Genomic DNA, 20,647 nt, shown 5'->3' on the forward strand with positions numbered 1-20,647 from the left:
CCCCGGACCCGCCGCAGCTGAGCCTCCCGTGTCCTCCACGCCCCCGCTCACCACGCCGCCTCCCGATAGTCCTTGAGGAACACCCCGGACACCGGGTCACCGGCCTCGCCGCGCACGATCGGGTCGTAGACGCGGGCCGCGCCGTCCACGATGTCGAGGGGGGTGCGGAAGCCGGCTCCGGCCATGCGGTCCTTCTTGGGGGCGGGGTTCTCGTCCGTGATCCAACCCGTGTCGACGGCGCACATGTGGACGCCTTGGTGGGCGAGTTCGGCGGCGCTGGTGCGGGTGAGCATGTTGAGGGCGGCCTTGGCCATGTTGGTGTGGGGGTGGCCGGGCATCTTGTTGCGGACGGCGAACCGGCCCTCCACCGCGGTGACGTTGACGACGTACCGGCGGGGGCGCGGTGAGGCGAGCAGCAGGGGCAGCAGGCGGTCGCAGAGGAGGGCCGGGGCAAGGGCGTTGACGAGTTGGGTCTCCAGGACCTCGGCCGGGTCGAGGGCGCCGAGCCGGGCCGACCAGGAGTTCTCCGGGGACGGGTCGGGCAGGAGTCCGGCCTCGTCGGCCTCGCGGAGTACGACCGGGAGCGTCGAGGCGCCGCCCGCGAGCATCCGCATCGGTGTAAAGCCCGGCGCCTGCCGTGCGCCCTCCGGCAGCGCGTCACGCTCCCCCGCGGCCAGCAACGCGTACGACTGCGGAGGGCGCCGTACGGTCTGCGCGGCGTTGTTGACGAGGATGTCCAACGGTTCGCCCGCCTGCCTCAACTCCTCGCACAGGCCGAGTACTTGGCGGGGGTCGCGGAGGTCGACGGCTAGCACCGTCAGCCGGTCCAGCCACTTCTCGCTCCCCGGCTCGGCACGGAACCGGCGTACGGCATCGTGCGGGAACCGCGACGTGACCAGCAGCTCCGCGCCGTCCCGCAGCATCATCAGCGCCAACTGGAAACCGATCTTCACCCGCCCGCCGGTGAGCAGCGCCCGGCGCCCGCTCAGGTCCGTACTCAGCGCCCGACGTGCGGAGTTGTCGGCGGCGCAGTCGGGACACAGCCGGTGGTAGAAGGAATCCACCTGTCGATAGGGCGACTTGCAGACGTAGCAGCTGCGCGGCCTGCGGTAGACACCCCCACCGGCATCCGCGTGCCCCACCAACTCGTCCGCGCGCGCCACCAGTTCACCCGCGGCATCCAGCGGAGCGTCCTCGCGTCGGTCCACCGCCCCCGTCGCGGTCGCCGCCATCGTCGCCGCGTCGGCCGCGGACACGTCGGCGCCGCGGGCCTTGCGGCGCCGCAGCCGGCCGTCCCGGGCGAAGGACGCGGCGACCTGTTCCGCGCGCAGGCGCACCGGATCGTCGACGGGCAACTCCCGCAGCCTGCCCACCGCGTGGTGGAAGGCGGCCAGTTCCGCCTCGGTGATCCCGCCCTCGTCAGTCATCGATTCCCGCCCCGGCCGTGCCATGAAGTGGGCCCCGACCGGATTCGAACCGGCGTATCCGCCGGGAGAAGGCGGCGAGTCTGCCTCTGCTCTACAGGGCCCCCGAACGCAGCCCGGGGATCGGATTCGAACCGATGTGATTCGTCAGAGCACGACGTGCGCCTGCCTCTGCGCTACGCCCGGGTGCGCCCCCAGATCCTAACCGCACTCCTCCGCGCGCACCGCACCGAATAAACGCGCGCGTTCAGCGTGAGGTGGTGCGTCGGATCTCCAGGCGTTCCTTCTCCGACAGACCGCCCCACACACCGAAGCGTTCGTCGTTGTCGAGGGCCCACTCCAGGCAGGCCGAGCGGATCGGGCACATGCCGCAGATCCGCTTGGCCTCCCTGACGGAGCTGCCTGGTTCGGGGAAGAAGAAGTCCGCCCCGGTCTGCGCGCACAACGCCTCCTGCTGCCAGTCCAGGTCGGGCGAGGTGATCGTGTCGATGTGCATGACCAGGATCGTGCCGTCCGGCGAAAAACGTTCGATCAACGCGGGATCAACGCCACGCTCCGAGGCCTCCGGCCGCCCCGATGATGACCCCTGCGCCCGCACCGACGCACGGCGGCGCGCGGAACCGGTATGAAAACACGGAGAACTTCAGCTGTCACCGAGGGTAACCAACGCCGTGTCCGCGAACCGCTGCCGCGCTCCGGCAGCGATTGTCAGTGGGCGGTGCAAGACTCGGCACAGCAGAGAACGGGCCCTTCCTACGGGACCCTTCAATGAGGAGGGCAATGATGCTCACCACCCGTTTCGTCAACGGCGCTCCCAACTGGCTGGACGTCGGCTCGCCCGACATCGACAGCGCCATCTCCTTCTACGGCGGTCTCTTCGGCTGGCAGTTCCAGTCGGCGGGGCCCGAGGCCGGCGGCTACGGCTTCTTCCAACTCGACGGCAGGACGGTCGCCGGCGGCATGCCACTGCCCCCGGAGCACGAATCGTCCGCCTGGACCGTGTACTTCCAGAGCCCGGACGCGGAGGCCACGGCCAAGGCGGTGGAGCAGGCGCACGGCGCGGTCCTGTTCCAGCCGATGGACGTGATGGGTCAGGGCCACATGGCGATCCTCAGGGACCCGGGGGGCGCGGCGTTCGGCATCTGGCAGCCGGGCCTGATGAAGGGTGTCGACGTCGCGGGCGACCCCGGTTCGCTGACCTGGGTCGAGCTGTACACACCGGACATCGCCGCGGCGGCCGCGTTCTACTACGCCTCGCTCGGCCTGGAGACCTCCGCCGCGCCCATGCCGGGCGGCGACTACACCTGTCTCAACCCGTCCGATGGCGGTGAGGACGCGATGTTCGGCGGTGTCGTCCCGCTCGACGTCGACCCGGACGGCGCGGCCTCGGGGGCGTACTGGCTGGCGTACTTCGAGGTCGCCGACGTGGACGCCACGGTCGCCAAGGCGCAGGAGACGGGCGGCAAGGTCGCCGTGCCGGCCACCAGCATGGAGGGCGTCGGCCGTATCGCCCAGCTCACCGACCCGCACGGCGCCCGCTTCGCCGTCATCAAGAGCGAGCCGCCGCAGGGCTGACGGCGCCCCGAGTCGGCTGACTGGCTGACTGGCCGGTCCTACGCCGAGGCCCGGGCACGGCTCACGCGGAGGCGCGGTGGACCAGTGTGGTCGGCAGGATCACGCTGGACGGCGCGCCTCCGATGCCGTCCGGGGCGCCCCGGCGGTCGAGGCCGCGCAGCAGCAGGCGGGCCATCAACCGGCCCATCTCCTCTATGTCCTGACGGACCGTCGTGAGCGGCGGTTCGGTCTGCTCGGCGACCGGAAGCATGTCGTCGAAGCCGATCACCGCCACGTCCTCGGGCACCCGCAGCCCCTCCTCGCGCAGCACCTTCAGGGCGCCGTACGCGGTGAGGTCGTTGGCGGCGAACACGGCGTCCACGTCGGGGCAGTTGTCGAGGAGTTCCCGCATCGCGCGCTCACCGCCACCCGGGGTGAAGTCGCTCTCGACGATCAGCCGCGGATCGACATCGACCATGACGTCCCGGAACCCGTCGAGCCGGTCCACCGCCGACGTCTGGTCGAGCGCGCCGGTGATGTGCGCGATCCGGGTGCGGCCGAGCCCGACGAGGTGCCGTACGGCCTCGCGGGCGCCGCCCCGGTTGTCGCAGTCGACGTAGACCGTCGGTCCGAAGGCGCGTGTCCCCTCGCTCCAGGAGGGCCGGCCGCCGAACACGGTCGGGACACCGGCCCGTTGGATCAGTCCGGGCAGCGGGTCGTCGAGGTGCAGGGAGAAGACGAGCGCGCCGTCCACATGGCCGCCGGCGAGATAGCGGCCGACGCGGGCATGGTCGTCGCGGCCCTCCGTGAGGAGCAGCACGAGTTGGGAGTCGTGGGCCGTCAACTCCTTGCTGATACCGCGGAGTTGCATGGCGAAGAAGGGGTCGGCGAAGACGCGGGTCTCCGGTTCGGCGATCACCACGGCGATGGCGTCGTGCCGCTTGGTCACGAGGCTCCGGGCGGCCTGATTGGGGACGTACCCGAGTTCGTCCACGGCCTGCCGGACCCGCTCGACGAGCGATTCCCGCACCCCGTCCCCGCCGTTGACCACCCGCGAAACGGTGGCCCGCGACACCCCCGCCCGCGCGGCCACGGCCTCCAACGTGGGACGCGGTGCTGTCTCGGTCACGGTTGGACCCCTCCTCGATGATGCGGATCAGGATAGCCGCGGCGGAACCGAACGGTGAGAGCGCTCCCAATACGGAGTGCGCCCTCGTCGACCTCGACCGACCTCACCCCAACAGATCCACCCACCGCCCCACTCCGTCCCGCTCCGCCCGCTCATACGCCAGCCACGCCAACGCGAGGTCCTGCCACGGCAGCCCGACCGGGGCGTAGACGGAACGCGCACCGGCATCGGTCCGCCCCGGATGGTCGCCGCGCAGTACGTCGCCGAGCGTGGTGTCGATGTCCGTCGGGGTCAACGCGCCCACGGATTCGACCAGTTGGCGGTCGTCGACGACGACCAGTGCCGCGTCCAGCAGGTCGGCGGCGAGTTCCCGCTTGCCCGGCTCGTCGGCGCCCAGGCTGGTGAGGTGCTGTCCCTCCCGGGTGTCCGCGAGGGACAGCAGCGGAGTGCGGGACCAGGTCGCCAGCAGGACGATGTCGGCGGCCGAGGCTATCGCCTTCGCCGAGCCCAGCACCCGGCCGCCGTGTCGTGCGGCGAACTCGGTCGCGCGGTCCAAGTCCGTGTCGTGGACGAGGAGTTCGCCGTACGGCCGGAGCACGCCCAGGCCGCGCACCATCAACTCGGCCTGCGCGCCCGCGCCGATGACCCCGACCACCGCGCCCTCCGCCGACCCCGCGAGGGCATGCGTGCCCAGGGCGGCCGCCAGCCCCGTACGCCACGCCGTGACCGTCGCCGAGTCCAGCAGGGCGAGCAACTCGCCGTCCACGCCGCTGTGCAGGCACAGCACGCCCCTCAACGCGGGCCGCGCGTCAGGGAACTTGGCGTTGACCTTCACCGTGTAGGCCTCGATGCCGGGCAGCAGTCCCGGCATCAGGGCGGTGGCCGTACCGGGGAACGGCAGGTCGGTGCGCACCCGTTGGCCCGGGATCGCCACCGGGGCGCCCACCGCGAGGAAGCCGGCCCGCAGCGCGGCGAGGCAGGCCGAGGGTTCCAACAGGGTGCCGAGGGCGCTCCGTGTCAGCAGGCGAGTCATGCGCTCATGATCCGTCGGAAGCGGAGTCAGGGGCGGAGTCGGCGGAGGAGTCGGGCGCGGAGTCCGCGGCCGAATCCGGGGCAGCGGTGGCCTTCTTCGCCCTGCTCGGCTGCACCCTCTTCGGCTCGCCCGGCATCTTCGGATACTCCGGCGGGTACGGCAGATCGCCCAGCCCGTGGTCGTGTTCGTCGCGTCGGGCGAGTTCGAGGAGGGCGTCCAGAGAGTAGCGGTGGTCGTCCATGTCGGCGTGCACGTCGCCGAGTTCGGCGAAACGGGCCGGCATGGTCGCGAGGTCGAAGTCCCGGGGGTGCGCGGTGCCGACCTCGTCCCAGCGCAGGGGGGCCGAGACGGGGGCGTGCGGGCGGGGTCGTACGGAGTAGGCGGAGGCGATGGTGCGGTCGCGGGCGGTCTGGTTGTAGTCGACGAAGATGCGCTCGCCGCGCTCCTCCTTCCACCACTTGATCGTCACCTGGTCCGGCATCCGGCGGGCCAGCTCGCGGCCAACCGCGATGGCCGCGCGGCGGACCTGGGTGAAGGTCCAGCGCGGTTCGATCGGTACGAAGACGTGCAGGCCGCGGCCGCCGGAGGTCTTGGGGAAGCCCTTCAGTCCGCCGAACTCGTCGAGTACGGCGCGGAGTTCATGGGCGGCGCGGACCGCGTCGTCGTAGTCGGTGCCGGGCTGTGGGTCGAGGTCGATGCGGAGTTCGTCGGGGCTGTCGACGTCGTCGCGGCGTACCGGCCAGGGATGGAAGGTGAGCGTGCCGTACTGGGCGGCCCACAGCACGGCGGCCTCCTCGGTGGGGCACATCTCGTCGGCGCTGCGTCCGCTGGGGAAGGTGATGTGGGCGGTCGGGATCCAGTCGGGCATGTTCTTGGGCGCCCGCTTCTGGAAGAAGTTCTCGCCCTCGACCCCGTCCGGATAGCGCTCCAGGGTGGTGGGACGGTCGCGCAGGGCGCGGAGGATTCCGGGGCCGACCGCGATGTAGTAGCGGGCGAGGTCCAGCTTGGTGAAGCCGCGCTCCGGGAAGAAGATCTTGCCTGGGCTGGACAGCCGTACGGTCCGGCCGCCCGCCTCCAGTTCCACCGCTTCGCCCATGCGAGCCACCGTAGGCCCGGCGCGCAGACATCGCATACCGGGCGGCAGGCGACGTACGAGAGCAGAATCGGGAGCATGGATCTGCCGGTGATGCCGCCCGTAAAGCCCATGCTCGCCAAGTCGGTGGCGAGGATTCCGCCGGGCATGCACTACGAGGCGAAGTGGGACGGCTTCCGGGCGATCGTGTTCCGGGACGGGGCCGAGGTCGAGCTGGGCAGCCGTACCGGAAAGCCGCTGACCAGGTACTTTCCCGAACTGGTCGAGGCGCTGACGGAGCGCGTGCCGGAGCGGTGCGTCCTGGACGGCGAGATCGTGATCGCCCGGGACGGGCGGCTGGACTTCGACGCGCTGAGCGAGCGCATCCACCCTGCCGAGTCGCGGGTGCGGACGCTGGCCGAGCGGACCCCGGCCTCCTTCGTCGCCTTCGACCTGCTGGCCCTGGCCGACGAGTCGCTGCTCGACGTGCCGCTCGGCGACCGCCGGGCGCTCCTCGAACGCGCGCTGTCCGGCGTGACCGCGCCCGTGCACCTGGCGCCCGCGACCACCGACATCGAGGTGGCGCAACGGTGGTTCGAACAGTACGAGGGCGCCGGGCTCGACGGTGTCGTGGCGAAATCGCTCGACCTGCGCTACCGCCAGGACGAGCGCGCGATGTTCAAGATCAAGCACGAACGGACCGCGGACGCCGTCGTCGCGGGCTACCGCCTCCACAAGAGCGGCCCCGTCGTGGGCTCGCTCCTTCTCGGCCTCTACGACGGTCAGGGCGCCCTGCAACACGTGGGGGTGTCCGCCGCCTTCACCATGAAGCGGCGCGCCGAGCTCATCGAGGAACTCGCGCCGCTGCGCATGGACGACCCGACCGGGCATCCCTGGGCGGCCTGGGCGGAGGAGGCCGCGCACGAATCCGCCCGGTTGCCGGGCGCCCCGAGCCGCTGGTCCGGCAAGAAGGACCTCTCCTGGGTGCCGCTCAGACCGGAGCGGGTGGCCGAGGTGGCGTACGACCACATGGAGAACGGCGCGCGCTTCCGGCACACGGCGCGTTTCCGCCGCTGGCGCCCCGACCGCACGCCCGAGAGCTGCACGTACGCACAACTGGAGGAACCGGTCCGTTATGACCTGGCCGAGATCCTCGGTCCGCCGGACTGACCCCTTCCGGATCTTCCGGTGGGCCGATCGGCCCATTCGACGCGCACAATCACAACCGAGCGGGTATGGCCATCAATGAACTTATAAACGCACAATCGAAAACACAGACTTGGTGGCAACGGTGGGCATGGGACAAAAGACGCCTCAGCGGCGCGGCGCGAGAAGAGCGGCGCTGCTGGCCGCCACGCTGACGGCCTCCCTGGGGGTGGGCTGCACGGCACATCACGGCAGCTCCGCCGACGACGGGCGCGGACAGAGCCGGCCCCCTACGCAGACCCCGGCCCAGAGCCCGAGCGCAGGCGGCACGGTCGCGCCCGCCGCCGGTCCGCTGCTCGCGGTGAAGATCGACAACGTGTCCGCGGCCCGCCCGCAGACGGGTCTGGACTCGGCGGACATCGTGTACGCGGAGCAGGTCGAGGGCGGGCTGAGCCGGCTGATGGCGGTCTTCGCCACCAAGCTGCCCCAGTCCGTCGGCCCGGTGCGCAGCGCCCGCGTCTCCGACCTGGAGCTGCTGCGCCAGTTCGACGACCCGACGCTCGCCTTCTCCGGCGCACAGCACAAGCTCCTGCCGCTGATCGCCAAGGCCCCGCTGCGATCGGCGTCGCCCGACGAGGAGGGCGCCGCCTACTACCGGGGCGTCGGCAAGTCCGCCCCGCACAACCTCTACCTCCACCCGAACAAGCTGCTCCCCTCCGCCCCGGGCGCGGCGGCCCTGACCACCGGCTTCCACTACGGCGCGGCCCCTACGGGCGGCAAGCCCACGGCCTCCCGCAGCGTCCGCTACCCGGCGGCCCGCTTCACCTTCACCTGGTCCGGAACCAAGCACCGCTGGCTGATCACCGAGGACGGCACACCCACCGTGCTGACCAACGGCAAGCGGGTCGCCCCGGCGACGGTCGTCGTCCAGTACGTCAAGATCCGCAAGTCCAAGTACCACGACGTCCTGGGCAACAACACGCCCTACACGGAGACCGTCGGCTCCGGGAAGGCGGACGTCCTGCGGGACGGCCGTACGTACAGCGTCGACTGGAAGCGACAAAAGGCCACGGACGGAACGGAGTTCACCACCGCGGACGGCAAGCCCATGAACTTCGCGAAGGGCCAGGTCTGGGTGGTGTTCGCCAAGGCCTGAGCGGGGCCGCCAAAGACGCGCCGCCTTTAGGGGCGCGGGGAACTGCGCGACCAGCCCCCACCGGCCCGCAGCAAAAAACGGCCCACCTACCGCCGTACGGCGAGGGGTTCCGCAGGATTGCGGAGCCCCTCCGCCGCGTCCGAGACACGTTGGATGAGGTCAAAAAAGACGCCCTGCTCCTCGGCGGAGAGCGGAGCCAGAAAAACCTGGTTCATCCGAGCCGTCCGCACAACCAGCTTGCGATGGACACGCGTGCCCTCATCGGTGAGCCGCAGCAGAAACCGCCGCCCGTCCTGCGGATCACGCACCTTGTCGAGCAACCCGCGCCTGATCAGCCGGCTGATCACCTCCGCGACGGTAGACCGGTCAAGGCCCACCCGCTCCCCCACCGTGCGCTGATCGAGCCCCGGTTCCTCGGCGAGCGCGTTGAGCACCGCGAACTGCGGGGAGGTGATCTCCTCGGAGACCATGGTGTTCCACAGCAGATAGTGCGCCTGCTGGAGTCGCCGGGCGAGGTGCCCGGGGTGGGTGGTGAGGTCCACCGCGGCCATGTGCCCTCCCGAAGTCGAATTCATCCGTGCACTGAACGATACCTGGAGGCCCTATGACCGAGTCCAGCCTTGCGCATCGACATGTCCCCGCACTTGACCTCGCACTTCTCAGAGGCCTTGACGGGGAGCCCCCACAGTGACAGCGTGAAGGAAACTTCACCGAAATGCTCAGTGCCCTGATTACCTGCTGACCGGGCGCTCGAACGGGACGGAGCTTCACGGATGGACAAGGTGGTCGCCACGGCCGACGAGGCCGTGGCCGATGTGCCGGACGGAGCGACGCTCGCGGTCGGCGGCTTCGGGCTGAGCGGTGTGCCGAACGTGCTGATCCAGGCCCTCTACGAGCGCGGCACGACCGGCCTGGGCGTGGTCTCCAACAACTGCGGCGCGATGGAGTCCGGCCTCGCCGTCCTCCTCTCCGCCGGGCGGATCGCGCGGGTGACCGGCTCCTACATCGGCGCCAACAAGGAGTTCGCCCGCCAGTACCTCGCCGGCGAACTGGAGGTCGAGATGATCCCCCAGGGCACCCTCGCGGAGCGGCTGCGCGCGGGCGGTGCGGGGATTCCCGCCTTCTACACCCCGGCCGGCGTCGGCACGCAGGTCGCCGAGGGCGGACTGCCCTGGCGCTACGACGGCTCGGGCGGCGTCACGCTCGCCTCGCCGCCGAAGGAGGTGCGGGAGTTCGACGGCACCGAGTACGTCCTGGAGCGCGGCATCCGCACCGACTTCGCGCTGGTCCGCGCCGCGAAGGGCGACCGGCACGGCAACCTCGTCTTCAACAAGTCCACCCGGAACTTCAACCCCCTCGCGGCGATGGCGGGCAAGGTGACGATCGCCGAGGTGGAGGAGCTGGTCGAGCCCGGCGAGATCGACCCGGACGCGGTGCACCTGCCCGGGATCTTCGTGCAGCGGGTGGTGGCGCTCACCCCCGAGCAGGCCGCCGACAAGCGGATCGAGCAGCGGACGGTGAGCAGCTGATGGCCTGGACACGCGAGGAGATGGCGGCCCGCGCGGCACGCGAACTCCAGGACGGGCAGTACGTCAATCTCGGCATCGGCCTGCCGACCCTGATCCCCAACTACCTCCCGCCGGGCGTCGAGGTGATCCTCGAATCCGAGAACGGCATCCTGGGTACCGGCCCGTTTCCGACCGAGGACCAGGTCGACCCGGATCTGATCAACGCCGGCAAGGAGACCGTGACGGTCCTGCCGGGCGCCTCCTTCTTCGACTCGGCGCTCTCCTTCGGAATGATCCGGGGCGGGCACATCGATGTCGCCGTGCTGGGCGCGATGCAGGTGTCGGCGGGCGGTGACCTGGCGAACTGGGCGATCCCCGGAAAGATGATCACCGGGATCGGCGGGGCGATGGACCTCGTGCACGGCGCCCGCACCGTCATCGTCGTCATGACCCATGTGGCCAAGGACGGCTCCCCCAAGATCCTCGCGGAGTGCGCGCTGCCGCTCACAGGCAAAGCGTGTGTGAACCGAGTCATCACCGATCTCGGCGTGATCGACGTGTCACCCGAAGGTCTCGTGTTGATCGAGACCGCGCCCGGTGTGAGTGTCGAGGAGATCGTCGCCAAGACCGACGCGAAACTCACCGTCACGGAAGGCCTGCTGTGAACCCGGTTTACATCGTCGACGCCGTCCGCACCCCCATCGGCAGGTACAGCGGAGGTCTCGCGTCCGTCCGCCCCGACGACCTCGCCGCCCACGCCCTCCGCGAACTCCTCGTCCGCACCCCCGACTTGGACCCCTCCCGCATCGAGGACGTCTACTTCGGCAACGCCAACGGCGCCGGCGAGGAGAACCGCAACGTCGCCCGCATGGCCGGCCTCCTCGCGGGCCTGCCCACCTCCGTGCCGGGCGTCACGGTCAACCGGCTCTGCGCGTCCGGCCTCGAAGCGGTCATCCAGGCGGCCCGCGCGATCGCGGTCGGCGACGCCTCCATCGCCGTGGCGGGCGGGGTCGAGTCGATGACCCGGGCGCCGTACGTGCTGCCGAAGTCGGACCGGCCGTTCCCCGCCGGGCACACCGAGTTGTACTCGACCACGCTCGGCTGGCGCATGGTCAATCCGGCCATGAACCCGGAGTGGACCATCCCGCTCGGTGAGAGCGCGGAGTTGATCGCCGACAAGCACAAGATCGGCCGCGAGCAGCAGGACGAGTTCGCGCTCGCGAGTCACCGGAAGGCTGCCGAGGCGCAGGCCGCGGGGCTCTTCGACGGCGAGATCGCGCCCGTGTCGATCCCGCAGCGCAAGGGCGACCCGGTCGTCTTCGGCGCCGACGAGTCCGTACGGGCGGACGCCTCCCTCGCCGCCATGGCCAAGCTCAAGCCGTCCTTCCGCACGGAGAACGGGACGGTGACCGCGGGCAATGCCTCACCGCTCAACGACGGTGCCGCCGCCCTTCTCCTGGTCGACGAGGAAGGACTCAAGGCCACCGGCCGTCAGCCCCTCGCCCGCGTCTCCGCCACCGGGGTGAACGCGCTCGACCCGCAGTACTTCGGACTCGCCCCCGTGGAAGCCGTCAACCGCGCACTCACCAAGGCGGGCAAGGGATTTGACGACCTGTCAGTCCTGGAGCTCAACGAGGCGTTCGCCGCGCAGGTGCTCGGATGTGTCGCCGAGTGGCCCGAGTTCGACCCCGCGATCCTCAATCCCCAGGGCGGTGCCATCGCTCTCGGCCACCCGCTCGGCGCTTCCGGTGCCCGGCTCGCGGGCACCGTCGCGCACCAACTCGCCCGCAAGGGCTCGGGAGTTGGCGTCGCCACCCTCTGCATCGGCGTGGGCCAGGGCCTGGCCCTCGTCCTCGAACGCTAGGAACCCGAACGGCCGGAACTCGAACGGCAGGAACCCCCATGGCTCTCACCCAGCACGACATCGACCTCGAAATAGCGGCCGAACACGCGACGTACGAGAAGCGGGTCGCCGACGGCTCGCCGGTCGAGCACCACCCGCGCCGCGACTACGCCCCGTACCGCTCCTCACTCCTCCGCCACCCGAAACAGCCGCCGGTCACCGTCGACGTCTCGAAGGACCCGGAGCTGGTGGAGCTGGCCTCCCCCGCGTTCGGCGAGCGGGACATCACGGAGATCGACAACGACCTGACCCGACAGCACAACGGCGAGCCGATCGGTGAGCGGATCACCGTCTCCGGGCGGCTGTTGGACCGGGACGGGCATCCGATCCGCGGTCAGTTGGTGGAGATCTGGCAGGCGAACTCGGCCGGCCGCTACGCCCATCAGCGCGAGCAGCACGACGCCCCGCTGGACCCCAACTTCACAGGTTTCGGGCGGACGTTGACCGACGACGAGGGCAACTACCGCTTCACGACGGTCCAGCCGGGCCCCTACCCCTGGCGCAACCACGTCAACGCCTGGCGTCCGGCGCACATCCACTTCTCGATGTTCGGCACGGCGTTCACGCAACGGCTCGTGACGCAGATGTACTTCCCGAGCGATCCGCTGTTCCCGTACGACCCGATCATCCAGTCGGTGACGGACGACGCGGCCCGGCAGCGCCTCGTGGCGACGTACGACCACAGCCTGTCGGTGCCCGAGTTCTCGATGGGCTACCACTGGGACATCGTGCTCGACGGCCCGCACGCCACCTGGATCGAAGAAGGACGCTGACCCACCATGACGAAGATCGACACGAGCCGCCCGGAATCCGTGCTGCCGACCCCGTCGCACACGGTCGGCCCCTTCTACGGCTACGCGCTCCCGTTCCCCGGCGGCGGCGACATCGCGCCGGTCGGGCACCCGGACACGATCACCGTCCAGGGCTACGTCTACGACGGCGAGGGCAATCCGCTTCCGGACGCCTTCGTCGAACTGTGGGGGCCCGACTCCGAGGGCAACGTCTCCACGACCGACGGCTCGATCCGGCGCGACCCGGCCGGCGGCGGCTATCTCGGCCGCAACGGCGTCGAGTTCACCGGCTGGGGCCGCATCCAGACCGACGCCAACGGTCATTGGTACGCACGGACACTACGGCCGGGCGCGCGCGGCCGGAGCGCCCCGTACCTCTCCGCATGCGTCTTCGCGCGCGGACTGCTGGTGCACCTCTTCACCCGGATCTACCTGCCGGGCGACGAGTCCGCGCTCGCCGCGGACCCGCTGCTGTCCGGGCTTGACGCGGCGCGGCGCGACACGTTGATCGCGCAGGACGACGGCAGGGGCACATACCGTTTCGACATCCGCCTTCAGGGCGAAGGCGAAACGGTCTTCCTGGAGTTCCAGTGACAGCTGCCGACCCGTCGTCGGACACCGGCCTGCTCGCCCCCGGGTGGGCCGGCTCCCCCGCCGCGTCCGCGACGAGCGACACCGCGTATCTACGGGCCCTGCTCGACGCGGAGTCCGCGCTCACCCGCGCCCAGGCCGCGCTGGGGCTCGCTCCCACCGAGGCGGCGACAGCGGTGACGACGGCCGCGGCCGACGCGGACCGGTTCGACGTACGCTCCCTCGTGGAACGGTCCAAGCCCGGCGGGAACCCGGTGATCCCCCTGGTCGCTGATCTGACGAAGGCGGTCGGCGGGGAGTACGGCCCGTACGTCCACCGGGGTGCGACCAGCCAGGACATCATGGACACGGCGACGATGCTGGTCGCGTCCCGCACCCTGGACCTGGTCCTGACCGACCTGGCCCGCACGGAGCGTGCGCTGTCGGGGTTGGCCGCCGCCCACCGCGACACCGCGATGCCAGGCCGGACGCTCACCCAGCACGCCGTACCGACGACGTTCGGGCTGAAGGCGGCGGGATGGCGGTCGCTGGTGCTCGACGCGCGGGATCGCGTACGGGTGGCAAGGGATGCGCTGCCCGTCCAACTCGGTGGCGCGGCAGGCACGTTGGCCGCCTTCACCGCGTACGGCGCCGAGGACGCGCTCGCGCTGCCGGACGCCTACGCCCGTGAACTCGGCCTGGCGGCACCGCTGTTGCCCTGGCACACACTCCGGACGCCGATCGCCGACCTCGCCGGCTGCCTGGCCTTCGCGGCGGGCGCGCTGGGCAAGGTCGCCGCCGACGTCCTCGTCCTGTGCCGTACCGAGATCGCCGAGGTCTCCGAGGGCAGCGGCGGCGGTTCGTCGGCCATGCCGCACAAGGCGAATCCCGTACGGTCCACGCTGATCGCCGCCGCCGCGCGCCGGGCACCGCAGCTCGCGGCCGTCCTCTACGGCTCGCTGGGCGCCGAGGACGAGCGGCCGGCCGGGGCCTGGCATGCCGAATGGGAACCGTTGCGGGACCTGCTGCGGCTGGTCGGCGGGGCGGCGCGTGATGCCGCCGAACTGACCGAGGGGCTGCGGGTGCACCCGGACGTCATGCGTGAACACCTGGGTCTCACCCATGGGTTGATCGTCTCCGAGCGGCTGTCGGCCGAGCTGGCGCCGCTGCTGGGCCGGGCCCGGGCGAAGGAGCTGCTGACGGAGGTAGCCCGCCGGGCGTACTCCGAAGACCGTCCGCTGGCCGAACTGCTCGCCTGTGAGGCGGAGTTGAAGGATATCGACCTCTCCGCGCTGACCGACCCCGCCCGTTACACGGGTTCCGCCGGAGCCCTCACCGACCGTGCGTTGGAGCGACGTTGACCGAGAAACTCCTCAACTTCCGTGCCGGGGGCGCCGATTCCGCTCCCCCGCTGCTGCTCGGGCCCTCGCTGGGCACGTCGTACGCCCTGTGGGACAAGGTCGCGCCCGAACTGTCCGTCACCCACCGGGTGATCCGCTGGGACCTGCCCGGGCATGGTGGCTCGGCACCCGGGCTGATCGGCCCTGGGGCGACCGTCGGGGACCTCGCGAACCTGGTGCTCGCGCTCGCCGACTCCCTCGGGATCGAGCAATTCGCGTACGCGGGTGTGTCGTTGGGCGGTGCGGTCGGGCTGCATCTCGCGGTGCATCACCCCGAGCGGGTCGCGTCGCTCGCCGTCATCTGTTCCTCGGCCCGCTTCAACGGGGCGAAGCCGTGGGAGGAACGGGCCGCGCGGGTACGGAGCGAGGGGCTGGGCTGGCTCGTCGAGAGCGCCGACTCCCGTTGGTTCACGCCCGGGTTCACCGTTCCGGAGCTGGTCGCCGACCAGCGTGACGCCGACCCGGGGGCGTACGCCGCGTGCTGTGACGCCCTGGCCGCGTACGACCTGCGCGAGCGGCTTTCCGAGATCAGCGCGCGGACGCTGGTGATCGCCGGTCGCGAGGATCCGGCGACGCCGCCGGCGCATCTGCGGGAGATCGCGGACGCGGTGGCGGGCTCGGCCCTCGTGGAGATTCCGGGTGCCTCGCATCTGGCGGTGGCGCAGTGCCCGGTGGCTGTTCTGACGGCGTTGCGGGCGCACCTCGGTGGGGGTGCGAGGCGTGGGATGCAGGTACGGCGGGAGGTGCTCGGTGACGCCCATGTGGACCGGGCGCAGGCTCGGCAGACGCCGTTCACCGCGCGGTTCCAGGACTTCATCTCGCGGTATGCGTGGGGGGAGGTTTGGACCGATCCAACGTTGTCGCGGCGCGAACGGAGCATGATCACACTCACCGCGTTGATTGCACATGGGCACTACGACGAGTTGGCCATGCATGTTCGGGCGGCTCGGCGGAATGGGCTCACGCCGGAGGAGATCGGGGCCGTGTTGTTGCAGAGTGCCGTGTATTGCGGGGTGCCTGCGGCGAACTCGGCGTTTGCTGTGGCGCAGCGGGTGTTGGCCGAAGAGAACGACTGAGGGGGTGGGGCTGCTCGTTGTGCGTCGCCTGCGGCTGCGTCGTGGCTGGTCGCGCAGTTCCCCGCGCCCCTAAGGACCTGGGCTGGCCCGTGTTCTCAGAGGCGCGCAGCTCCCCGCGCCCCTAAAGACTTGGTCTGGCCTGTGTTCTCAGAGGTGCAGTTCCCCGCTCTCCCAAAGACTTGGGCTGGCCCGTGTTCTCAGAGATGCAGTTCCCCGCGTCCTAAAGACACGGGCTGGCCTGTGCTTTTAAGGGGCGCGGGGAACTGCGCGACCAGCCCCCACCGGCCCGCAGCCGAACGACAAATCACCGCAACCCCCTCCCCGTCTCCAGCACCTCCCGCGCCTGCGCCACCAGACCATCCGCCCCGCACGAACGCGCAAGCGTCAGGCCCCTGTTGATCTCCGCCACAGACCGCGCGGCGATCCCGTACTCGACCCGCGCCGCCGCATGTTCGTACTGGCAGGGTGAGGACTCAAGGTAAGCGACGGCCTGCGCCGCGAGGCGCACTGCGCGCTGGCCCGTTTCCAGCGCGGCGGCACAGCGGAGGGCCTCGCCGATCGCCGTGTCCGTGCCGAAGTGTTCGGCCTGACGGCGGGCGTCGGAGGCCAGTTGGGCCGCGCGGGTCGGGTCCTCGACGGCGAGGGCGCGGGCGAGGTCGACGGCCCAGGGGACGAGGACCGGGTTGTGGTGGCCGCGCACGGTCGCGGCTTTCGCGGCCTGTTCCAGTTCGTTGATGCCGTCCTTCGTGCGGCCGACGGCGAGCAGGAGGCGGCCGCGTACGCAGCGCGGGTCGGGCAGCACGATGGTGGAGGGGTAAGGCGGTGTGAAGCCGTACTGTTCGGCGGTCGCCCAGGCCTCCTGGACATGGCCGCGGGCGAGCAGCGTGTCGACCAGGTTGCAGGTGGCCGACCAGTACAGGGGCAGTCCGCGGCCGACGCGCTCGGCGAGGCGCAGGGACTCGCGCAGCGAGGTCTCGGCGTCGCGGAGGCGGCCGCGCCTGCGGTGGCCGAGGCCGATGTAGGCGTGTGCCAGGGAGAGGTGGCCGCCGCTCCAGCCCGCGGACACGTAGGCGCGCAGGGCTTCGTTGTACAGGCTCTCCGCGCGGTCCAGGCGGTCGGTGTAGGCGTACGCGCTGGCGAGCATCATGAGGATCTCGATGCCCCACTCGGTGTCGGTCCAGCCGAGTCCGGGGGCGAGCCGTCCGTTGACGAGGGCGCGGTCGCAGACCTCGACGACCTCCTCGGCGTTCTCGCCGTGGGTCATGGCGTCGAAGCCGCGCAGGATCAGCAGGGCCCGCTCGGAGTTGTCCCGGCCGGTGCAGGTGCCGGCGAGTGCGGCGAGCCGTTCGGAGCGTCCCGGGGAGATGCCCTCGCCCGCGTGGATGCCCTCCCACATGAACTGCACGGCCTGGAGCCGCATCCGGGCGGCGCCGGGTTCGTAGCGGACGGCCTCCGCCTCGACGGTGCGGACGGCCTCCTCCAGCTGGTTGTTGTGGATCAGGGCCTGGGAGAGCCGGAAAACGGCGTCCACGCGTGCGTGGCCGTCGAGGCCGGGCATACCGAGGGCGGTCTGGAGGTGGCCGATGGTGGTGGCGGGCGCGGTGAGCAGGGTGGCGCAGCCCAGTTCGAAGAGCACGTGCGCGTGGGTCTCGGCGAGCGGCGGCTCCAGGAGGGCGCGCTCCAGACAGCGGCGGGCGGCGTCGGGGGCGCCGATGGAGAGGTGTTCGCGGGCCGCCTCGCGCAGCTGCTCGACGAGTTCCTGGTCGTCGTCCGGGTGCACCTTGAGGAGGTGCCGTGAGGCGGAGGCCGCGCCGAGCCCGGAGTCGGTGACGACCTGGGCGGCGATGCCGTGCATGGCCGTACGGACGCCGCCCGGGATGGAGTCGTAGACGGCGCTGGCGATCAGCGGGTGGACGAACTCCAGCTCGCCGGCGCCGGCTTGGGACGCGGCGGGGTCGGGTGCGGTGAGGATGCGGGCGGTGCGGAGCAGTTCGGCGCAGCGGCCCGCCTCGTCGTGGCTCATGGTGGCGAGCTTGGCGACCAGGCTCACGGAGATGCCGGTGCCGAGGATGGCGGCGGCCCAGGCGAACCGGGTGGCCTCGAAGCCCAGGTCGTCCAGGCGGGCGACCAGTCCGCCGCCGCGGGCGGAGCGGTTGAGCTCGCGCAGTTCGGTGGCCGCGTCCTCGACGGGTTCCAGGCCGCTGTCCTGCACCTTGGCGAGGAGTTCGACGGTCTCGTACGGGTTTCCGTCGGTGACCGCCCACACCTCGCGGCAGAACGCGCCGTCGGCGTGCGGGCCGAGGGTGGCGCGGGTGAGGCCCGCGGTGGCCCTCGGGGTGAGCGATTCCAGGACGGTGGCCGGCGGTCCCGCCGCCGCGGCGATCGCGTCCAGGTAGCGGGCGCTCTCGCCGCTGACCTCGCCAGGCCTGCGGGCGACCACGAGCAGGACGGACAGGTCGTCGAGGCGTTCGGCGAACGCGGCGAGCCAGCGCAGGGTCTCCTGGTCGGCCCAGTGGGCGTCGTCGACGATCAGGACCAGCGGCCAGACGCGCTTGGCGAGCCGGCGTACCGCGGCGACCAGTCCGTCGCACACGCCCTGCGGGTCGGGCTGCCGCTCGCCGGGTTCGGTGACGCCGAGGGCGGGGCCCGCGATGTCGTACCAGTCGCCGAGGTACTCGCGGATCTCCTCGGGCATCAGCGAGACCAGGGCGGGTTGCAGCAACTGCCGTACGACGTTGAAGGGGACGGACCTGAGGGTCTCGCCGCCGCGGGCCTGCCAGACCGCGCAGCGGCGTGCCTCGGCGATGCGGCGGGTCTCGGCCAGGAGAGCGGTCTTCCCGAACCCGGCCTCGCCGCGGACCATCAGCAGGCTGCCCGAGGACGACTCGTCGGCGCGGAGACGGTCGATCGCCTCCACCACACCGGCGACTTCCTCGTCGCGCTCCCACAGGGAGGCCGAGGCGGCCTCCGGAGGCCGTTCCTCCGTCATCCCGATACCTCCCCAGTAGCCCGAACGACGTACAGCCCTTGAGCGTAGCCCTCCGGATGCCGAAGTGGAGGCCGGTCCGGGGAGCTGTTGCCGCAACGGGTGACAGCTGGGCTCATAGGCATGACGAGCAGTCAGAAGGCGTCGAAACAAAGCCACTTTCGATCAATCCCGTAACACTGCGGAGCATCGCCCACCAAGCCTGTGAATCAGCTCAGATCCGTTGCTCCCGCGATGACGACTTCGGCGCTCGTCGCGGTGCCGGCGACTCAGGCGTCCGCGGTCGACCACTGCACCGCGAACTCGCACAAGATCACTTGACCGAAGGTGGCCAAGCCCTGGGCGATCACCCACCGGAAGGTGATCGAGAACCACACGGGCGGCACCGTCACCAAGACGTACAGCGTCGAGAAGGTCCTCACCATCGGGGCGTCGGTGATCTACTCCGGCACGCGGAAGGTCACGGGCAACTGGACCCGGTGGGCGTGCGACGGCATCGGCTGTGTCAAGACCGGCCAGTACGGCAAGGCCCAGAGCTGGACCGACGCGGTGGACGGCGGTGTCCGCTGCGACGCCACCGTGCCCAAGAGCAACCTCGCCGCCGCGGTGAAGAAGAAGTACTTCTGATCATGCCCGCCGCCCGGGCGGGGGCACCGCGGCCGGATCCTCTCATCCCCCTTTCACCGACGCCTCATACGGTAGGGGCATGACGCAGGTGACTCCCCCCGGGTGGTACCCCGATCCCGGGCACACGAATGACGGTCCCGCCGACGAGCGCTGGTGGGACGGCAAGGCATGGACGGACCGCACTCGGCCCGCCGGGTCGGGCGCCGAATGGGGTCCCCCGACAGAGCCGCCGTACGGCGGGGCGTACCCGGCGTATCCCGCCGCACCCCCGGCCGCGCCGCGCCGCAATCTGCGCACGGGCATAGCCGTGGCCGTCGCGGTGGCGGTCCTCACGGCCATCGGTGTCGGTGCGTACGCGCTGTCCCACAACGGCAGCGGGAGCGGAACCCAGGCCGGCAACCAGCAGGCGCCGAACGGGCAGGGCGGCGTCGGCGGCCAGGGCGGTCCCGAGGGGCAGGGCGGCACGGGCGGTTCCGGCGGCACGGGCGGTTCCGGCGGCACGGGCGGCCAGAGCGATCCGTTCGGCGGGTCCGGCGGGACGGGTGGTTCCGGTGGTACCGGTGGTGCGACGCCCGCTCCCAGCCAGTCGGCGGAGCCGAAGGTCAAAGCCGGCGGAACTGTGATCGACTCACTCGACGGCATCAGCTTCACCGTGCCGTCCGACTGGTACGGCCAGGTCATCCAGGTCGGCGCGCAGGTCACGTCGAACACGTCCTACAAGTGCCCCGGCAACACCGCTCAGACCTGCACCAACGGCGGGGCGTACTCCTCGCCCGCGGTGGTGCTGGGCACGAAGGGCAGCACGGCGGAGGCGGTCGCGAAGGCGGACATCGCCGCCAACGCGAAGGAGTCCTACGGCGGTACGACCTACGGCAGCATCACCTCCCACGAGGTCCTCGCCTCCAAGGCCGTCACCGTGGCCGGGCAGAAGGGCTACCTGGTCCGCTGGAAAGCGGTCACCAGCAAGGGCGCCGACGGCTATGTCGAGTCGCTCGCTTTCCCGTCGCCGGCCAGCGCGAGTCAGATCGTCGTGGTCCGGTTCGGTGTCGACGTCGGCCAGAAGCAGTCCGTGATCGACGAGATCACCTCGGGCATCAAGGTGGCCTCGGGCAGCGGCGGCGACGGACAGAAGATCTGAACTCCCGCCGCAACCAAGTCAGTTCCCCGTACACCAGTCGGCCGGGTGGGGCGCCTCTCCGCTCAAGAGGAACCCCACCCGGCCGGGGGGTGCGCGCCGCCCCCGTCCCCACGGTGCGGCGCGAGCAGGTCACC

Annotated in this window: 19 protein-coding genes and 2 tRNA genes; 12 read left to right on the forward strand and 9 right to left on the reverse strand. The window is 71.0% G+C overall.

All coding sequences use genetic code 11. The features are described from left to right. Positions 1 to 47 precede the first annotated feature (47 nt). The 4 genes from OG194_RS06530 to OG194_RS06545 all read right to left on the reverse strand — a co-directional run bounded on the left by OG194_RS06530 (position 48) and on the right by OG194_RS06545 (position 1,920). A complete protein-coding gene (locus tag OG194_RS06530) occupies positions 48 to 1,427 on the reverse strand; it encodes an SDR family oxidoreductase (protein WP_327399887.1) in 1,380 nt (459 codons plus the stop codon). A gap of 29 nt (positions 1,428 to 1,456) precedes the next feature. After that, a tRNA-Glu gene (locus OG194_RS06535) sits at positions 1,457 to 1,528 on the reverse strand. A 10-nt stretch (positions 1,529 to 1,538) separates the two neighbouring features. Beyond that, positions 1,539 to 1,611: transfer RNA gene (locus OG194_RS06540), tRNA-OTHER, on the reverse strand. 60 nt (positions 1,612 to 1,671) lie between these two features. Continuing rightward, positions 1,672 to 1,920 carry a WhiB family transcriptional regulator gene (locus tag OG194_RS06545; protein ID WP_327399888.1) on the reverse strand — a complete coding sequence of 83 codons (249 nt, stop codon included), beginning with the start codon at positions 1,918 to 1,920 and terminating at the stop codon, positions 1,672 to 1,674. Positions 1,921 to 2,207: 287 nt separating this feature from the next. Here OG194_RS06545 and OG194_RS06550 point away from each other — a divergent pair, with 287 nt between their 5' ends. After that, positions 2,208 to 2,999 carry a VOC family protein gene (locus OG194_RS06550; RefSeq protein WP_327399889.1) on the forward strand — a complete coding sequence of 264 codons (792 nt, stop codon included), beginning with the start codon at positions 2,208 to 2,210 and terminating at the stop codon, positions 2,997 to 2,999. Between the two features lie 61 nt (positions 3,000 to 3,060). Here the strand turns inward: OG194_RS06550 and OG194_RS06555 are convergent, their stop codons facing one another. The 3 genes from OG194_RS06555 to ligD form a co-directional block, all read right to left on the reverse strand. Continuing rightward, positions 3,061 to 4,107, reverse strand: a complete 1,047-nt coding sequence (locus OG194_RS06555) for a LacI family DNA-binding transcriptional regulator (protein WP_327399890.1) — start codon at positions 4,105 to 4,107, stop codon at positions 3,061 to 3,063. A gap of 103 nt (positions 4,108 to 4,210) precedes the next feature. After that, positions 4,211 to 5,140, reverse strand: coding sequence for an ornithine cyclodeaminase family protein (locus OG194_RS06560; protein WP_327399891.1), 930 nt, complete (start codon positions 5,138 to 5,140; stop codon positions 4,211 to 4,213). 4 nt (positions 5,141 to 5,144) lie between these two features. Beyond that, positions 5,145 to 6,236, reverse strand: a complete 1,092-nt coding sequence (ligD, locus tag OG194_RS06565; RefSeq protein WP_327399892.1) for a non-homologous end-joining DNA ligase — start codon at positions 6,234 to 6,236, stop codon at positions 5,145 to 5,147. A gap of 75 nt (positions 6,237 to 6,311) precedes the next feature. Here ligD and OG194_RS06570 point away from each other — a divergent pair, with 75 nt between their 5' ends. Beyond that, positions 6,312 to 7,382, forward strand: coding sequence for an ATP-dependent DNA ligase (locus tag OG194_RS06570; RefSeq protein WP_327399893.1), 1,071 nt, complete (start codon positions 6,312 to 6,314; stop codon positions 7,380 to 7,382). Positions 7,383 to 7,509: 127 nt separating this feature from the next. Then, entirely contained in the window at positions 7,510 to 8,514 is a 1,005-nt protein-coding gene (locus OG194_RS06575) for a DUF3048 domain-containing protein (protein ID WP_327399894.1), read from the forward strand. Between the two features lie 86 nt (positions 8,515 to 8,600). Here the strand turns inward: OG194_RS06575 and OG194_RS06580 are convergent, their stop codons facing one another. Continuing rightward, positions 8,601 to 9,065: a MarR family winged helix-turn-helix transcriptional regulator gene (locus OG194_RS06580; RefSeq protein WP_327399895.1), complete on the reverse strand. Its 465-nt coding sequence runs from the start codon at positions 9,063 to 9,065 to the stop codon at positions 8,601 to 8,603. 222 nt (positions 9,066 to 9,287) lie between these two features. Here OG194_RS06580 and OG194_RS06585 point away from each other — a divergent pair, with 222 nt between their 5' ends. From OG194_RS06585 to pcaDC, 7 genes are read left to right on the forward strand one after another with little or no spacing between them, the layout of a single operon-like run. Continuing rightward, on the forward strand, positions 9,288 to 10,043 hold the full coding sequence (locus OG194_RS06585; RefSeq protein ID WP_327399896.1) for a CoA transferase subunit A: 756 nt from the start codon (positions 9,288 to 9,290) through the stop codon (positions 10,041 to 10,043). After that, positions 10,043 to 10,687, forward strand: coding sequence for a CoA transferase subunit B (locus OG194_RS06590; RefSeq protein ID WP_327399897.1), 645 nt, complete (start codon positions 10,043 to 10,045; stop codon positions 10,685 to 10,687). Before OG194_RS06585 ends, OG194_RS06590 begins: the two co-directional genes overlap by 1 nt. Further along, positions 10,684 to 11,886, forward strand: coding sequence for a thiolase family protein (locus tag OG194_RS06595; protein ID WP_327399898.1), 1,203 nt, complete (start codon positions 10,684 to 10,686; stop codon positions 11,884 to 11,886). The genes OG194_RS06590 and OG194_RS06595 overlap by 4 nt, the downstream gene beginning before the upstream one ends. A gap of 38 nt (positions 11,887 to 11,924) precedes the next feature. Continuing rightward, positions 11,925 to 12,698, forward strand: a complete 774-nt coding sequence (pcaH, locus tag OG194_RS06600) for a protocatechuate 3,4-dioxygenase subunit beta (RefSeq protein ID WP_327399899.1) — start codon at positions 11,925 to 11,927, stop codon at positions 12,696 to 12,698. 6 nt (positions 12,699 to 12,704) lie between these two features. After that, positions 12,705 to 13,310: a protocatechuate 3,4-dioxygenase subunit alpha gene (pcaG, locus tag OG194_RS06605; RefSeq protein ID WP_327399900.1), complete on the forward strand. Its 606-nt coding sequence runs from the start codon at positions 12,705 to 12,707 to the stop codon at positions 13,308 to 13,310. Continuing rightward, positions 13,307 to 14,647, forward strand: a complete 1,341-nt coding sequence (pcaB, locus tag OG194_RS06610) for a 3-carboxy-cis,cis-muconate cycloisomerase (RefSeq protein ID WP_327399901.1) — start codon at positions 13,307 to 13,309, stop codon at positions 14,645 to 14,647. The genes pcaG and pcaB overlap by 4 nt, the downstream gene beginning before the upstream one ends. Continuing rightward, positions 14,644 to 15,762 carry a bifunctional 3-oxoadipate enol-lactonase/4-carboxymuconolactone decarboxylase PcaDC gene (pcaDC, locus tag OG194_RS06615; RefSeq protein WP_327399902.1) on the forward strand — a complete coding sequence of 373 codons (1,119 nt, stop codon included), beginning with the start codon at positions 14,644 to 14,646 and terminating at the stop codon, positions 15,760 to 15,762. The genes pcaB and pcaDC overlap by 4 nt, the downstream gene beginning before the upstream one ends. A gap of 304 nt (positions 15,763 to 16,066) precedes the next feature. On the opposite strand, the gene OG194_RS06620 is transcribed toward pcaDC, so the two are convergent. After that, positions 16,067 to 18,751, reverse strand: a complete 2,685-nt coding sequence (locus tag OG194_RS06620; protein WP_327399903.1) for an ATP-binding protein — start codon at positions 18,749 to 18,751, stop codon at positions 16,067 to 16,069. 324 nt (positions 18,752 to 19,075) lie between these two features. On the opposite strand from OG194_RS06620, the gene OG194_RS06625 reads away from it, so the two are divergent. Next, positions 19,076 to 19,375 carry a hypothetical protein gene (locus tag OG194_RS06625; RefSeq protein WP_327399904.1) on the forward strand — a complete coding sequence of 100 codons (300 nt, stop codon included), beginning with the start codon at positions 19,076 to 19,078 and terminating at the stop codon, positions 19,373 to 19,375. A 79-nt stretch (positions 19,376 to 19,454) separates the two neighbouring features. Next, complete coding sequence (locus tag OG194_RS06630) at positions 19,455 to 20,513, forward strand: DUF2510 domain-containing protein (protein ID WP_327399905.1); 1,059 nt, start codon at positions 19,455 to 19,457, stop codon at positions 20,511 to 20,513. Positions 20,514 to 20,647 lie beyond the last annotated feature (134 nt).

The organism is Streptomyces sp. NBC_01288 (assembly GCF_035982055.1).
Taxonomy (GTDB): Bacteria; Actinomycetota; Actinomycetes; order Streptomycetales; family Streptomycetaceae; genus Streptomyces.